Annotated in this window: 13 protein-coding genes; 6 read left to right on the top strand and 7 right to left on the bottom strand. The window is 69.0% G+C overall.

The window, feature by feature from the left end; translation table 11 throughout:
* Positions 1 to 124: 124 nt before the first annotated feature.
* The 6 genes from ftsA to murC all read right to left on the bottom strand — a co-directional run bounded on the left by ftsA (position 125) and on the right by murC (position 6,298).
* Complete coding sequence (ftsA, locus tag ACWIDZ_RS10780; protein ID WP_453989614.1) at positions 125 to 1,450, bottom strand: cell division protein FtsA; 1,326 nt, start codon at positions 1,448 to 1,450, stop codon at positions 125 to 127.
* A gap of 27 nt (positions 1,451 to 1,477) precedes the next feature.
* Positions 1,478 to 2,317: a cell division protein FtsQ/DivIB gene (locus tag ACWIDZ_RS10775; RefSeq protein ID WP_128719659.1), complete on the bottom strand. Its 840-nt coding sequence runs from the start codon at positions 2,315 to 2,317 to the stop codon at positions 1,478 to 1,480.
* Positions 2,305 to 3,243, bottom strand: coding sequence for a D-alanine--D-alanine ligase (locus tag ACWIDZ_RS10770; protein WP_291778237.1), 939 nt, complete (start codon positions 3,241 to 3,243; stop codon positions 2,305 to 2,307). The genes ACWIDZ_RS10775 and ACWIDZ_RS10770 overlap by 13 nt, the downstream gene beginning before the upstream one ends.
* A 282-nt stretch (positions 3,244 to 3,525) precedes the next feature.
* Positions 3,526 to 4,437: a UDP-N-acetylmuramate dehydrogenase gene (murB, locus tag ACWIDZ_RS10765; RefSeq protein WP_453989613.1), complete on the bottom strand. Its 912-nt coding sequence runs from the start codon at positions 4,435 to 4,437 to the stop codon at positions 3,526 to 3,528.
* Positions 4,434 to 4,856, bottom strand: a complete 423-nt coding sequence (locus tag ACWIDZ_RS10760; protein ID WP_338576319.1) for a GFA family protein — start codon at positions 4,854 to 4,856, stop codon at positions 4,434 to 4,436. The genes murB and ACWIDZ_RS10760 overlap by 4 nt, the downstream gene beginning before the upstream one ends.
* Positions 4,853 to 6,298: a UDP-N-acetylmuramate--L-alanine ligase gene (gene murC, locus ACWIDZ_RS10755; RefSeq protein WP_453989612.1), complete on the bottom strand. Its 1,446-nt coding sequence runs from the start codon at positions 6,296 to 6,298 to the stop codon at positions 4,853 to 4,855. Before murC ends, ACWIDZ_RS10760 begins: the two co-directional genes overlap by 4 nt.
* Positions 6,299 to 6,611: 313 nt before the next feature.
* Between murC and ACWIDZ_RS10750 the strand changes: the two genes are divergently transcribed.
* The 3 genes from ACWIDZ_RS10750 to ACWIDZ_RS10740 all read left to right on the top strand — a co-directional run bounded on the left by ACWIDZ_RS10750 (position 6,612) and on the right by ACWIDZ_RS10740 (position 11,180).
* Complete coding sequence (locus tag ACWIDZ_RS10750) at positions 6,612 to 7,691, top strand: DNA methyltransferase (RefSeq protein ID WP_453989611.1); 1,080 nt, start codon at positions 6,612 to 6,614, stop codon at positions 7,689 to 7,691.
* 131 nt (positions 7,692 to 7,822) lie between these two features.
* On the top strand, positions 7,823 to 8,914 hold the full coding sequence (locus tag ACWIDZ_RS10745) for a glycosyltransferase family 4 protein (protein ID WP_453989610.1): 1,092 nt from the start codon (positions 7,823 to 7,825) through the stop codon (positions 8,912 to 8,914).
* 118 nt (positions 8,915 to 9,032) lie between these two features.
* Entirely contained in the window at positions 9,033 to 11,180 is a 2,148-nt protein-coding gene (locus tag ACWIDZ_RS10740) for an amylo-alpha-1,6-glucosidase (protein ID WP_453989609.1), read from the top strand.
* 186 nt (positions 11,181 to 11,366) lie between these two features.
* Here the strand turns inward: ACWIDZ_RS10740 and mutY are convergent, their stop codons facing one another.
* Entirely contained in the window at positions 11,367 to 12,410 is a 1,044-nt protein-coding gene (gene mutY, locus ACWIDZ_RS10735) for an A/G-specific adenine glycosylase (RefSeq protein ID WP_346487242.1), read from the bottom strand.
* Between the two features lie 22 nt (positions 12,411 to 12,432).
* On the opposite strand from mutY, the gene ACWIDZ_RS10730 reads away from it, so the two are divergent.
* From ACWIDZ_RS10730 to ACWIDZ_RS10720, 3 genes are all read left to right on the top strand, one after another.
* A complete protein-coding gene (locus ACWIDZ_RS10730; RefSeq protein WP_338578631.1) occupies positions 12,433 to 12,996 on the top strand; it encodes a DUF721 domain-containing protein in 564 nt (187 codons plus the stop codon).
* A gap of 99 nt (positions 12,997 to 13,095) precedes the next feature.
* Positions 13,096 to 13,731 (top strand): thioredoxin domain-containing protein, encoded by a 636-nt coding sequence (locus tag ACWIDZ_RS10725; protein ID WP_453989608.1) that lies wholly within the window; start codon positions 13,096 to 13,098, stop codon positions 13,729 to 13,731.
* Between the two features lie 4 nt (positions 13,732 to 13,735).
* Entirely contained in the window at positions 13,736 to 14,392 is a 657-nt protein-coding gene (locus ACWIDZ_RS10720; protein ID WP_346487241.1) for a DsbA family protein, read from the top strand.
* Positions 14,393 to 14,395 lie beyond the last annotated feature (3 nt).

The raw sequence follows: 14,395 nt of genomic DNA, 5'->3' as shown, positions 1-14,395 counted from the left end.
GAAGCGGATAGCTTCGTTTCCATCCGTCATCCGCGCCCTTCTAGCGAGGATGACGCGATTTTTAAGCAACCCCGCCAATAGCCGCAAAGCAGTTGCATTCGAAACGATGACGCTTCGGATGCGTCTACAGATTATCCCGCAGCCACCCCGCCGCCCGCGCCACCATGCCGCCGCGATGCACCCTGGGCGCATCCGCCGCCGTGATCTGGCGGGACATCAGCTTGCGGGCGGAAACCGCCTCGCGCGGGCCGTAGGCGGCGCGCAGCAGCACCCCGGCGGCCGAGCAGAAGGCCGGGCCGGCGGCGGCGTCGGCCAGGTGAGGGGCGCGCTGCGGGCGACCCAGGCGCACCGGGCGGTCGAAGACGCGCACGGCCAGTTCGCGCACGCCGTTCAACTGGCTGGCGCCGCCGGTCAGGACCAGGCCTGCGCCGGGCTCCAGGCCCATGCCGGCGTGCTTCAGGCGGTCGCGCAGCAGCTCCAGCGTCTCTTCGACGCGCGGGGCGATGACGGTCTTGAGCATGGCGCGCGGGACGATGACCGGACCGGCCGAGGCGTCCTCGCCGCGCGGCGGAGCTTCCAGCATTTCGCGGTCTTCATTGGCCGAAGCCATGGCCGAGCCGTGGAGGGTCTTCAGTCGTTCGGCGCCGACGCGCGAGGTCGACAGGCCGCGGGCGATGTCGGCGGTCACATGGTCGCCGCCGACGTTCAGGCTTTCGATATGCAGCAGGGAGCGACCGCCCCAGACCGCCGCCGAGGTCGAACCGCCGCCCATGTCGATGCACAGGGCGCCCAGCTCCATCTCATCCTCTTCCAGCGCGGCGAGGGAGGAAACGACCGGCGCGGCGGCCACGCCCTGCAGGTCCAGGTGGGCCAGTTCGAGGCAGTGGCTGAGGGCGTTGAACGACCCCTCGGACATGGAGACGACCAGCAGGTCCAGCCCCAGCGAGCCGCCGCGCATCGAGCGCGGGTCGTGGACGCCGCGCGCCCCGTCCACCGACCAGGCGATGGGCAGGACGTGGATCGGACGACGGTTGGGCAGGCGGATCTGCGCCAGGGCCATGCCGATGGCGCGGGCCAGATCCGCGTCGCTAATCGGGTGTGAGCCGAGCGAGACGCGCGCCTGCACCCGGTGGCTGGCCATCTGGCCGATGGCCGTGGTGACGACGACGCCGGAGACAGGAGCGCCCGCCGCGCGCTCGGCGCGTTCGACGGCGTGGCCGATGGCCTGGGCCGTCTCGTCCATGTTGACGATGGCCCCGCCCTTGACGCCGCGCGACTGGACGTGGCCGGCGCCGGCGACGCGGATGGTGCGGTCGGCGTGGCGCACGCCGTCGGGCTTCATGATGAAGCAGGCGACCTTGGCCTGGCCGAGATCGAGCGCGGCCACGACCGGCGCGCGCGGCGCGCCCCTGCCCTGTTCCGGCTTCATGTCTCGGCTGCGTCCAACCATGGGGTCGTGTCCTAAGGGGTCAGAGGGTCAAGCGGCGCCTTCGGAAGGGCGAACGGCCACTTCCTCCGGCGTGCGAAGGTCGATGCGGGCGAAGCCCAGGTCCAGCAGGCGTTCGCGCTGGTCCAGGGCGTCGAGGCGGATGAGGGCGGATTCCTGATCCACGGCGGGCAGCTGGATCAGGGCGCCGTCCTTGAGGCGCAGATCCCAGCGGCGTTCGTCCACGCGGACCAGGGCGTCCACCTTGGCCATCAGACGCGGGCGCTGGGCCAGCAGGGGCAGGACGTCGGAGGCGGCCTGATCCGCGCCCTTTCCCACCACCAGCGGCAGTCGGGGATAGCGGCCCGCGTCGGCGCCGGGAATGACGATCCCTTGCGCGTCGATGACGTGCGCCTTGCCGCCCACCTGCCAGACGGCGAGACGGTCGTGTTCCTTGACGTCGACGATCAGGGTGTCGGGCAGCAGGCGCACCACGCGCGCCTCCTTGACCCAGCCGACCGACTGCACACGTTCGCGCACGGCGGCCAGATCGAGGCTGACGATGGGCTGGTCGGCATGGACGCCGACGGCGGCGCGCACGGCGGCGGCGGCCTCGGGCGAGGCGCCGGTGACGTGGACCTGACGCACCTTCAGACCCATGCCTGTCGTGACCGAGTCAAAGCGTTCGGAGACAGCCGTCGAGATACGCTCGGCCCGTGCGCCCGTGGCCAGCACGGCCGCCAGTATGCCGACGCCGACCACCAGGGTCGCCGCCACGACGCGCGGCGACATGTCCAGACGGCCGATCTCGGCCGCGCGGCCGGACGGAGCGCCGCGCGCCCCGCCCTTGCCCGAAGACTGTCGCCGACCGCCGCGCACTACCGCGGGCATGAGGCGTCCTCCACCATCCAACGAACCAGTTCGCGATAATCCATACCGACAAAGGCCGCCTGCTCGGGGACGAGCGAGGTCGGGGTCATGCCGGGCTGGGTGTTCACCTCCAACAGAACGAGAACGTCGTTAACATCGTCATAACGGAAGTCGGCGCGGGAGACCCCTCGGCACCCCATGGCCGCGTGGGCCAGCTCGGCCTGACGTAAAGCCTTGTCAAAGACGTGCGGCGGCAGCTCGGCGGGTAGCACGTGGCGCGAGCCGCCGGGCGCGTATTTGGCCTCGTAGTCGTAGAAGCCCTTGGTCGGGGTGATGTCGGTGATGGTCAGGGCGCGCGGGCCGGACGCCTCGCCCACGACGGCGACCGCCAGCTCCTTGCCGGGGATGAAGGGTTCGACCATCACCTGGTCGCCATAGGCCCAGTCTTCGGCGCCGACCTCGGCGACCGGACGGTTGGCGCCCTCGCGCACCAGGAAGACGCCGACGGAGGACCCTTCGGCGTTCGGCTTGACCACATAGGGCGGGTCGATGACGTGGCGCGACGCCACCTCATGCCGGTCGAACAGGCCGCCGCCCGGCACGATGACGCCCGCCGCGTGCAGAACGGCCTTGGACTTGTCCTTGTCCATCGCCAGGGCCGAGGCCAGCACGCCGGAATGGGTATAGGGCAGCTTCAGCGTCTCGAGGATGCCCTGGACGCAGCCGTCCTCGCCCCATTTGCCGTGCAGGGCGTTGAAGACGACGTCCGGCTTCAACGCCGTCAGCACCTGGGCCAGATCGCGCCCGGCGTCGACGCGCGTGACCTTGGCCGCCTGCCCTTCCAGGGCGTCCGCGCAGCCGCGCCCAGAGGACAGCGAGACCTCGCGTTCCGAAGACAGGCCGCCCATCAGGACAGCGACATGGAGGGTGTTCAGGGGCGCACGCATGACCACATCCGAAGACTAGCCCGCCCCTATGCCCTGAATACGGTTAACCGGTTGGAAACGATACGGGGTCGTGGAAGGAAATTCGCAAGAACTTCTCCCTCCCCTTCATGGGGAGGGTGGTCGCAGCGAAGCGGAGACCGGGTGGGGAGAGCCGGGCGATACGGGACTCGGCGCTGGAATAGCCCTGTCGCCCCCACCCGGCTTCGGCCTGACGGCCTCAGCCACCCTCCCCATGAAGGGGAGGGAGAAGCGGCGCGCTGCCCCTCTCCCGCCGGGAGAGGGTTACTTCCGCCCTATCCGTTTGATTTCCCAGTTCAACTGTACGCCTGTCTTTTCCAGCACGTCGGCGCGGACGGCTTCACCCAGCCCCTCAATGTCGGCGGCGGTCGCCTCGCCGGGGTTGATCATGAAGTTGGAGTGCAGTTCGCTGAACTTGGCGCCGCCCCCGGTAACGGCGTGCAGCTTGCCGCGCCAGCCCGCCTCATCGACCAGCTTCCATGAGGAATGGCCGTCCGGGTTCTTGAAGGTCGAGCCGCCGGTCTTCTCGCGGATCGGCTGAGTCTTCTCGCGGCGTTCAGTGATTTCCTGAATACGGGCGGCGACGGCCTCGGGCGCGTCGGGCGTCCCGCGCCAGGTCGCCTCGATCCAGATGATGTCGGCCGGGGCGTTGGAATGGCGATACGTGTAGCCGAAATCGGCCAGGGCCAGCTCGACCCGCTCGCCCTTGCGGTTCAGGCCCCAGGCCGAGACCAGCACGTCTTTCGTCTCAGCGCCGTAGCAGCCCGCGTTCATCGTCAGGGCGCCGCCGATCGAGCCGGGGATGCCCGCATAGAACTCCAGCCCGGCGATGCCCGCCTTGGCCGAGGCGCGCGCCACCATGCTGTCCAGCGCGCCTGCGCCCGCAGTGACTGTGACGCCGTCGGTCGTCACCTGCCCCCAGGCGCGGCCGGCCAGACGGATCACCACCCCCTCGACCCCACCGTCGCGCACGATCAGGTTCGAGCCGACGCCGATCACGGTGACGGGTACGTCCTGGGGCAGGGCCTTCAGAAAGTCGGCCAGATCGTCGGCGTCCGCCGGAATGAACAGGGCGTCCGCCGCCCCGCCCACGCGGAACCAGGTGTAGGGGCCCAGCGGCTCGTTCAGCAGCAGCTTGCCGCGCACGGCGGGGAGATTATCGCGCCAGTCAGTCATTCGTGGTCCTGCCCCGGAAAGGCCTCGCCTGTCCGCCGCTGCGGCAGGCCGTCGTTGAGGGTCAGCCATGCGAGCTTCGACTGGACGCCGCAGTGTCCGGTCGCCGGCACGCGATCGGGGGCGTCGAGGCTGCCCAAGGATACACCGATCGTGTCGCCGTCTGCGGCGTCATAGGTCAGGGAGGCCCCGCAGGTCTGGCAAAACCCACGCTGCACGCTGGGCGAAGACGCATAGGTCGCGGGCGATTGCGTCAGCCAGCGGAAGGCCTCGCGCTTCACATCGGCAAAGGCGCCGAACACGGCGCCGACCGCCTTCTGGCAATCCCGACAATGGCAAAGCTCCGCACGCTCGGGCGCCGCCGACAGGACGTAGCGGGCCTGGCCGCAATGGCATCCTCCGGTGAGAGCGAACTCGCTCAACCCAACGCCTCCAACTGCGCCGGCAGGGCGTAGGCCCAGCTGGTGATGTCGCCCGCGCCCAGCAGGACGACCAGATCGCCCGGTTTCGACTCTTCGCGGATGACGCGCGGCAGGGCGGCGGCGTTCTCCAGCGCCGCGACGTGGCGGTGGCCATAGCGGCGGACCCCCTCGACCAGGGCGTGCTTGTCGACGCCTTCGATCGGCTGTTCGCCCGCCGGATAGACATCGGCGACCAGCACGCTGTCCGCGTCCGAGAAACAGGTCGAGAAGTCCTGCATCAGATCGCGCAGTCGGGTGTAGCGGTGCGGCTGGACCACGGCGATGACGCGGCCGGGATTGTCGGCGTTGTGGACCACCTGACGGGCGGCCTTCAGCACGGCGGCGATCTCGACCGGGTGGTGGCCATAGTCGTCGATGACGCGCACGCCGTGGGCCACGCCCGTGGTGGTGAAGCGGCGCTTGACCCCGCCGAACCCGGCCAGACCGGCGCGGATGGCGTCGTCGTCCACCCCGATCTCGCGCGCCACGGCGATGGCGGCCAGGGCGTTGGAGACATTGTGCCAGCCCGCCATCGGCAGATGCAGGTTCTCGATGCGCGCAGGCTCTTCCAGAGCATCCATGCCCTGACGCTGGATCACCACGTCGAAGCGCGAGCCGTCCGGGTCCATCCGCACATTGTCGGCGCGGACCATGGCCTGTGGATTGAGGCCGTAGGTGACCAGACGGCGGTTATCGATCTGGGCCGCCAGCTTCTGCACCTCGGGGTGATCCAGACAGACCACGCCGAAGCCGTAGAAGGGAATGTCCTTGATGAAGTCGCAGAAGGCCTTCTTCACCGCATCGAAGTCGCCGTAGTGGTCCAGATGCTCCGGGTCGATGTTGGTGATGATCGCCACGGTGCATTTGAGGCGCAGGAAGGAGCCGTCGCTCTCATCCGCCTCGACCACCATCCAGTCGCCGTCGCCGACCTTGGCGTTGGTGCCATAGGCGTTGATGATGCCGCCGTTGACCACCGTCGGGTCCAGCGACCCGGCGTCCAGCAGGGCCGCCACCATCGAAGTCGTCGTCGTCTTGCCGTGGGTGCCGCCGACGCCGATCGAAAACTGCAGCCGCATCAGCTCGGCCAGCATTTCAGCCCGACGCACCAGAGGGATGCGGCGTTCGCGCGCCACCATCAGTTCGGGGTTCGTCGGCTTGACCGCCGTGGAATAGACCACCGCCGAAACGCCCTCGGTCACATGGGCGGCGTCGTGGCCGATGTAGATGCGGGCGCCCAGCTTTTCGAGCCGCTCGGTATTGGCGCTGGCCTTGGCGTCCGAACCCTGCACCTGATAGCCGATCTTCAGCATGATCTCGGCGATGCCGCTCATGCCGATGCCGCCGATGCCGACGAAGTGGACAGGCCCGAGGGCGAACGGAACGGGGCGAAGACGACGGATCATATTCGCCTCATAGCCCAGACAGTATGTGATTTGCATACCCTTCTTCCCTCTCCGGGTGGGAGAGGGCTCGAGCCTCCAAGAGCGTAGCGATTGGCTAAGGCGAAAGGGTGAGGGTTCGCCGCTGCCGACGAAATGCAACGGCTTACGCCGACGGACAGGACAAGCCCCTCTCCCTTTCGCTTGGCGGATCGCCTTCGGCTCTCCGAAGCTCAAGCCCTCTCCCGCCGGGAGAGGGTCCATCTTAAGTTTGGTTACTCCGCCTTAACCGTAAGGATTCACCATAAGCCCCTCATCTGTCCGGGGCCGCTTATCCATGTCCGAGTTGAAGAACGACGTCATCCTGCGTGGCGACTGCATCGAGGTGCTTAAGGGCCTGCCGGACAAGTCGGTGGACATGGTCTTCGCCGACCCGCCCTATAACCTGCAGCTGGGCGGCGACCTGCTGCGTCCCGACAACTCCAAGGTCGATGCGGTCGACGACGAATGGGACAAGTTCGACAGCTTCGCCGCCTATGACGCCTTCACCCGCGCCTGGCTGGGCGAGTGCCGCCGCGTGCTGAAGGACGAGGGCAGCCTCTGGGTCATCGGCAGCTATCACAACATCTTCCGCCTGGGCGCGGCGATGCAGGACCTGGGCTTCTGGGTGCTGAACGACATCATCTGGCGCAAGTCGAACCCGATGCCGAACTTCAAGGGCACGCGCTTCACCAACGCCCATGAGACGCTGATCTGGGCCGCCAAGTCGCGTGAGCAGAAGCGCTACACCTTCAACTACGACGCGCTGAAGGCCTTCAACGAAGACACCCAGATGCGTTCGGACTGGACCCTGGCCCTGTGCACCGGCAATGAGCGGCTGAAGGACGAGGACGGCGCCAAGGCCCACCCGACCCAGAAGCCCGAGGCCCTGCTGCACCGCGTGCTGCTGTCGGCCAGCCGCGTCGGCGACGTGGTGCTGGACCCCTTCTTCGGCACCGGCACGACGGGCGCGGCGGCCAAACGTCTGGGCCGTCACTTCATCGGCATCGAGCGCGACGAGACCTACGCCAAACTGGCTGAGAAACGCATCGAGGCCGTCATCCCCGCCGCGCCGGAAGACCTGGTCGTCACCGGCTCCAAGAAGGCCGAACCCAAGGTGCCGTTCGGCGCCCTGGTCGAGGCCGGGCTGCTGGCGCCGGGCGACAAGCTGTATTGCCCCAAGGGCGAGCGCGAGGCGCGGGTGCGGGCGGACGGTTCGCTGGTGTCCGGCGCCCTGACCGGCTCGATCCACAAGCTGGGCGCCCTGCTGGAAAACGCCCCGGCGTGCAACGGCTGGACCTACTGGCGCTTCAAGACGGATACGGGCCTGCGCCCCATCGACGCCCTGCGCGCCGAGATCCGGGCCGGGATGCAGTAAAGGGCGAATTCCGTTCGCTCCTAACTCACAGGCGGGATTGAAGAATATCGTTCCAGCAACGCTGGAACCCAGGCGAACCTGGGCGGATTGAGGTTGCAGCGCCGCGTATCGACGCGACGCAGGAGCCCGCCATGAAAATCGCCCAAGTCACGCCCTTGTATGAGGCCGTGCCGCCCCGTCTTTACGGCGGCACGGAGCGCGTGGTCGCCCATCTGACCGACGCCCTTGTCGATCTCGGCCACGACGTCACCCTGTTCGCCAGCGCCGATGCGCGCACCCGCGCCCGCCTGGTTCCGGTTCGCGACCAGGCCATGCGCCTGGACCCCGCCCCGCTGAAGTCGGATCTGGCGGCGCATATGAGCCAGCTGGCCGAGGTGCTGGACCGCGCCGACCGTTTCGACGTCATCCATTTCCACACCGACATGGTCCATTTTCCCTTCTTCGAGGGTTGGGCGGACAAGACGGTGACGACCCTGCACGGACGGCTCGACCTGAAGGATCTGGCGCCCGTCTATGACCGCTGGTCGGAGTTCGGCCTGGTGTCGATCTCGGACGATCAACGCCGCCCCCTGCCCCACGCCAACTGGCGCGCGACCGTGCACCACGGCATGCCGGGCGACCTCTATCGCTTCTCGCCCCGGTCGCAGGGCTATCTGGCCTTCCTGGGCCGCATCTCGCCAGAGAAGCGCCCGGACCGCGCCATCGAGATCGCCGCCCGGCTGAACAAGCCGCTGAAGATCGCAGCCAAGGTCGACGCCGCCGACCGCGTCTATTGGGAGACGGTGATCGAGCCGCTGGTGCAGGGCAATCCCCTGGTCGAGTTCGTCGGCGAGATCGGCGATGCGGAAAAGTCCGCCTTCCTGGGCGGCGCCGAGGCCCTGCTGTTCCCCATCGACTGGCCCGAGCCGTTCGGCCTGGTGATGATCGAGGCCATGGCCTGCGGCACGCCCGTCGTGGCCTTCGCCTGCGGCTCGACGCCCGAGATCATCGAGGACGGCGCCACCGGCTTCCTGGTCTCGACCATGGAGGAGGCGGTCGCCGCGGCCGCCCGGGCGCATCGGCTGGACCGGGAGGCGATCCGGGCGCGGTTCGACCTGCGCTTCTCCGCCACGGCCATGGCGCGGCGGTATCTGGACGTCTACGCCGATCTTCTGGCGCAGCGGCCGTTCGCGGCGCCGATGCGGAGCATCGAGGAAGAACGCAGCTTCGCCGCCCTGGCCTGACCTCTCCGCCTGATCAGCCGAGCCTGACGACGAACGCCGTTTTCATCTGAACTGAACCGCCTCCCCGGCCGTTCGCTTGTGACTTCATCAGGGGGACGAACCGCAAGCGGAGACGCTTATGGACGACGCCTATTCTGTCCAGGCCACGGCCGCCGACACCAATGATCAGGACGGTCTCGAGACCCTGATGGCGCTGAAGGACGGCGACGCCTTCCTCGTCGCCGATCACTGGGGGGACGTGAAGGCGGGCGCAGACGGCCTGTTCGAGCGGGACACGCGGCTGCTGTCCCGCTTCGTCCTGACGGTCGGGCGCGCGCGGCCGTCACGGCTCAGTTCGGGCGTGACCAAGGACAACGTCTTCTTCACCTGCCATTCCACCAACCGGCCCCTGCCGCCGATGGGCGGGCGCTCGGCCCCGGCGGGAGTGCTGCACCTGGAGCGACGACGCTTCCTTTGGAACCGGCGCCTGTTCGAGCGGGTGCGGATGGTCAACCACGGCGTCGAAGACATCCTGCTGCCGCTGACGTTCGAGTTCGACGCCGACTTCGCCGACATCTTCCAGGTGCGCGGCACGGTGCGGTCCCAACACGGTGAAATCCATCCGCCGGTGATCGACGGACGGCGCGTGACCTTCAGCTACACCGGCCTGGACGGCGTGGGACGGACCAGTTGTCTGGCCTTCTCGGAGCCGCCCGCCCGCCTCAGCGCCAATCGGGCCGAGTTCATGTTCAGCCTGCCGCGCGGGCGCAGCCTGGACCTGTTCATCGAATGCGGCCTGGACGCCTGCGAACAACCGGACGAGACGCGCTGGCGCTGGCACGCCATCCTGGCGCGGCTGGCCATGCGGCGACGGCTGCGCCGGGGCGCCATCGTCGAGGGCGGGCGCAACCAGGGCTTCAACGACTGGCTGCGACAGTCGCGGGCCGACATCGCCCTTCTGGTCACAGACCTGCCGACCGGCCCCTATCCCTATGCGGGGACGCCCTGGTTCTCGACCCCGTTCGGGCGCGACGGCATCATCACCGCCTGGCAGATGCTGTGGATCGACCCCGGCCTGGCCAAGGGGGTGCTGACCTATCTGGCCTCGCGTCAGGCGACCGAGACCAACGCCTTCATGGACTCCGCCCCCGGCAAGATCATGCACGAGACGCGCGGCGGCGAGATGAGCGTGCTGGGCGAGGTGCCGTTCGGTCTCTACTACGGGGGCGTCGACACCACCTGCCTGTTCATCGCCCTGGCCGGCGCCTACGCCAAGCGCACCAACGACTATGAGACGGTGCGCGCCCTGTGGCCCCATCTGATCGCCGCGGCGGGCTGGATGAGAGACTATGGCGACAGCAACGGCGACGGCCTGATCGACTACGCCCGTGCGGCGGACACCGGCCTGTCGAACCAGGGCTGGAAGGATTCCGAGGACTCCATCTTCCACGCCGACGGCCGCTTTCCCAAGGGGCCGATCGCCCTGCTGGAGGTCCAGGGCTACGCCTTCGCCGCCTGGAAGGCGCTGGCCGAGATGGGCGCCGTACTCGGCGACGGTCGCGCTCTCGAATGGGCGAACCGGGCCGAGGCGCTGCGCGCCCTGGTCGAGGACCGCTATTGGATGGAGGACGAGGGCTTCTACGCCATCGCCCTGGACGGCGACGGGGAGCAATGCCGCGCCATCGCCTCCAACGCCGGGCATCTGCTGTTCACCGGCCTGCCTTCGCACGAACGGGCGCGACAAGTGACCCGGCGAATGCTGACGGCCGAGTTCCGTTCCGGCTGGGGCTTGCGAACCTTGGCCAAGGGACAGGCTCGTTTCAACCCGATGAGCTATCACAACGGCTCGGTCTGGCCGCACGACACGGCCCTGGCGGCGGCGGGCATGGCCCGCTACGGCGAGCGGCGGGCGGTGGCCATGCTGCTGGGCGAGATCTACGGCTCGGCCGCCCATTTCCAGATGCGCCTGCCCGAACTGTTCTGCGGCTTCGTGCGCGAGACGGGCGAGCCGCCCATCGCCTATCCGGTCGCCTGCCTGCCCCAGGCCTGGGCGGCGAGTTCGGTCTTCCTGATGATGCAGTCGGTGCTGGGCCTGAGCATCGACGCCGCCGAGGGCCTGGTCGAGGTCAACAATCCCGCCCTGCCCGCCGGGCTGGACCGGCTGTCGATCACGCGCCTGAAGGTCGGCGAGGGGGTGATCGACCTGCACTTCCAGCGCCTGAGCGGCCATGTGGTGGTGATGCCGCGCGAGCGCAGCGGGACGGTGAATTTACGAGCTACCGGCTGACCCTCTCCCGATGGGAGAGGGCTTGAGCCTCCAAGAGCGCAACGATTGGAACAGGCGAAAGGGTGAGGGTTCACGGGTGAAGTCGGCCGAAGGCCGTAGAATACGGCGAGACGGCGGCCTTCGGCCGAATGATGGAACAAACCCCTCACCCTTTCGCGCCAGGACGACGGCTGCGCCGCCGTGCGCTCAAGCCCTCTCCCGCCGGGAGAGGGTTCCTAAAGCCCGCTCCAGCGCCTTCCTGAACACGGTCGGCAGGGCCTTCGCCGCCTCATCCTCCGGCGTCCAGAGAAAGTCCCCGCCCTCTCCTTCGGCCACATGCACCTCCAGCGTCAGGCTGAAGTGGGTGAAGACGTGCTCGACCGCCCCGGCCGCGCGCCAGTCGCCTTCAGTCGGCGGGGCGAAAGCCGGCGTCGCGCCCCAGTCCGACGTCGGCAGGCCGGCCATCCCCCCCAGCAGACCCTTGTCCGGCCGCCGCACCAGGGCGACGCGCCCCGCGCCATCCGTCAGCACATAGGCGTGGCCGCGTCGATGCGGCCGTTCGGCCTTCTTCGCCTTCAGGGGATAGCGTTCAGGCGTCCCCGTCTTCAGCGCCTCGCAGCCGAAGGTCAGCGGACATCGCTCGCATAGCGGCGACTTGGGCCGACAGACCCCCGAGCCGAGGTCCATCAAGGCCTGCGCCCAGTCCCCCGGCCTGTGCGCGTCGACGAACAGGCCCGCCAGCCGCCGCAGTTCGGGCCGGGCGGCGGGCAGCGGAGTCTCGACCGCGAACAGGCGGCTCATCACCCGCTCGACATTGCCGTCGACGACGTTGGCGGGCTGGTCGAAGGCGATGGCGGCCACGGCCGCAGCGGTATAGGCGCCCACTCCCGGCAAGGCCAGCAGCTCGACCTCGGTCTGCGGGAAGGCCCCGCCGTGCTCGGCCGTCACCGCGCGGGCGCAGGCCAGCAGGTTGCGCGCCCTGGCGTAGTAGCCCAGCCCCGCCCAGGCGGCCATCAGCTCGGCGTCCTCCGCCGCCGCCAGATCCTTCACCGTCGGCCAGCGCGTGGTGAACCGTTCGAAATAGGGCGTCGCGTGCGGCACCGTGGTCTGCTGCAGCATCACCTCGGACAGCCAGACGCGATAGGGGTCGGTCTTCGCCCTGGCCCCCGGCGGCGCGCGCCACGGCAGGCGGCGCGCATGGGCGTCATACCAATCGAGCAGGGCGGTGCGGAGGGAGGGGACGTCGACCATGAGTTCAGGCTATATAGAACGAATGCGCCGCACCCTGCCTACCGAAGCTGAAGCGCGCCAGATTCTGGCGCAGAGGCGCACGCGCCCGGCCCTGCGCCCGCCGCCCCCTGCGGGCCGGTCGCTGGCGCCGTTGATCAAGAAGCTGGACGCCCAGTTCGGACGCGGCGCCTCGGCGCTGGAGCCGCGCTGGGTCGAGATCGTGGGCGAACGGCTGGCGCGCGTCACCCGCCCGCAGAAGCTGACCAAGGGACGCGGCAACGCCGGCGGGACGCTGGAGTTGCGTGTCGCGGGCCCCGCCGCCCTGCTGGTCCAGCATCAGTCGGCGGACATCATCCAGCGGGTGAACCTGTTTCTCGGGGCGGGCTCGGTCGAGAAGCTGCGCATCGCCCAGGGGCCGGTGAAACCCCTGCCCGCCTCGGGCGCCAAGCCCCGCCCGCGCGGCCGCGCGGTCCTGCCGCCCCTGCCCGCCGCCACGGAAGCGGCGCTGAACGCCTCGGTCGAGGCGGCGCCTGAGGGGCTGAAGGCGGCCCTTGGCAAGCTGGGCCGCGCCGTGCTGTCGCAGCCGCCGCGCGACGAGGGGCGTTGACAAACCTTCGCCATCGGCGTTCTCGACATTCAGACGATTTCGCCTGGGCGCGCGAATCGCGCGACGTTTCTGAATCTCATTTCTGACAAGGACCATCCGATGGCCCCGACCTTCAAATACGCCGCCATGAGCCGCCGTGCGGCGCTGTCCGCCGCGGCCCTGGCCTCCATGGCCGTGCTGGCGGGTTGTTCGGGCGGAGCTTCCGGCGCCGCCGCCGAGGGCGACATGGCGCTGGGCGCCGATGAAGGCGCCAAGGTCACCGTCGTTGAATACGCCTCGGTCACCTGCGGCCACTGCGCCGTGTGGAACGAGGAAGTCTGGCCTGAATTCAAGACGAAGTACGTCGACAACAAGAAGGTCCGCTACGTCTTCCGCGAGTTCCCGACGCCGCCGCAGGACATCGCCGTCGCTGGCTTCCTGATCGCCCGCTGCGCCGGACCGGATAAGTATTTCGACGTCGTCGAGGACATCATGGCCAGCCAGAAGGAATGGATGGCGGGCGTCCAACCCCGCACCACCCTGTTCCGCGCCGGTCAGGCGGCGGGCCTCAGCGAGCAGCAGATCAACGACTGCATCCGCGACAAGGGCGCCATCGAGGCGATGGAGAAGCGCATCCAGGCCGGCATCAGCGCCGGCGTGACCGGCACCCCCTACTTCCTCGTCAACGGCGTCAAGGTGGCGGACAGCTCGCTGTCGGGCCTGTCCGAGGTCATCGACGCCGAACTGGCGAAGTAAGCCGATGCTGCGGCCGCGCCTGACTCTCAACGCCCTGTTGGGCGCAGCCGCCCTGGCGACCGCCGCCGTCGCCAGCCCTTCGGCCGCGCTCGATCCGGCCGTAACGCGCGCCTCCACGACGGCGGCTGTCCCCGCGGTCACGGCCGCCGACCGCGTGCTGGGTCGGGCCGACGCCCCGGTGACGGTGATCGAATACGCCTCCTTCACCTGCAACCACTGCGCCGCCTGGACCAATGAGACCCTGCCGCAGTTCAAGGCGCGCTACATCGACACCGGCAAGGTGCGGCTGGTGTTCCGCGACATGCCCACGGCGCCGGCCCAGATCGCGGCGACGGCGGCGGGCATAGCGCGCTGCGCCGCGCCGAACCGCTTCTTCGATGTCGCCCACAGCCTGATGAGCGGTCAGGCCGCCGCCTTCGAAAAGGGCGACGCCCGCGACTGGTTCGCCGCAGCCGTCGCCGCCAGCGGCCGCAGCCAGGAACAGATCGAAGCCTGCATGAAGGACCCCGCGACCAGCCAGGCCCTTCAGGCCGAGGTCGAGGGCGCCGTGGCGGCCGGGGTGACCGGCACGCCCTCCTTCTTCGTCAACGGCAAGCGGGTCAGCGACCATTCGCTGGAGGCCCTGTCGGCGGCCATCGACCCGCTGATCCGGACGCGCTGATCG

The organism is Brevundimonas sp. NPDC055311, assembly GCF_053645695.1.
This window is presented reverse-complemented; position numbering and strand designations above follow the sequence as displayed.

What these genes read in the sequence shown, in the direction of transcription:
- ftsA (WP_453989614.1), bottom strand. Translation starts at nt 1,450, where the DNA reads ATGGTTGGACGCAGCCGAGACATGAAGCCGGAACAGGGCAGGGGCGCG.
- ACWIDZ_RS10775 (WP_128719659.1), bottom strand. Translation starts at nt 2,317, where the DNA reads ATGCCCGCGGTAGTGCGCGGCGGTCGGCGACAGTCTTCGGGCAAGGGC.
- ACWIDZ_RS10770 (WP_291778237.1), bottom strand. Translation starts at nt 3,243, where the DNA reads ATGCGTGCGCCCCTGAACACCCTCCATGTCGCTGTCCTGATGGGCGGC.
- murB (WP_453989613.1), bottom strand. Translation starts at nt 4,437, where the DNA reads ATGACTGACTGGCGCGATAATCTCCCCGCCGTGCGCGGCAAGCTGCTG.
- murC (WP_453989612.1), bottom strand. Translation starts at nt 6,298, where the DNA reads ATGATCCGTCGTCTTCGCCCCGTTCCGTTCGCCCTCGGGCCTGTCCAC.
- ACWIDZ_RS10750 (WP_453989611.1), top strand. Translation starts at nt 6,612, where the DNA reads ATGTCCGAGTTGAAGAACGACGTCATCCTGCGTGGCGACTGCATCGAG.
- ACWIDZ_RS10745 (WP_453989610.1), top strand. Translation starts at nt 7,823, where the DNA reads ATGAAAATCGCCCAAGTCACGCCCTTGTATGAGGCCGTGCCGCCCCGT.
- ACWIDZ_RS10740 (WP_453989609.1), top strand. Translation starts at nt 9,033, where the DNA reads ATGGACGACGCCTATTCTGTCCAGGCCACGGCCGCCGACACCAATGAT.
- mutY (WP_346487242.1), bottom strand. Translation starts at nt 12,410, where the DNA reads ATGGTCGACGTCCCCTCCCTCCGCACCGCCCTGCTCGATTGGTATGAC.
- ACWIDZ_RS10730 (WP_338578631.1), top strand. Translation starts at nt 12,433, where the DNA reads ATGCGCCGCACCCTGCCTACCGAAGCTGAAGCGCGCCAGATTCTGGCG.
- ACWIDZ_RS10725 (WP_453989608.1), top strand. Translation starts at nt 13,096, where the DNA reads ATGGCCCCGACCTTCAAATACGCCGCCATGAGCCGCCGTGCGGCGCTG.
- ACWIDZ_RS10720 (WP_346487241.1), top strand. Translation starts at nt 13,736, where the DNA reads ATGCTGCGGCCGCGCCTGACTCTCAACGCCCTGTTGGGCGCAGCCGCC.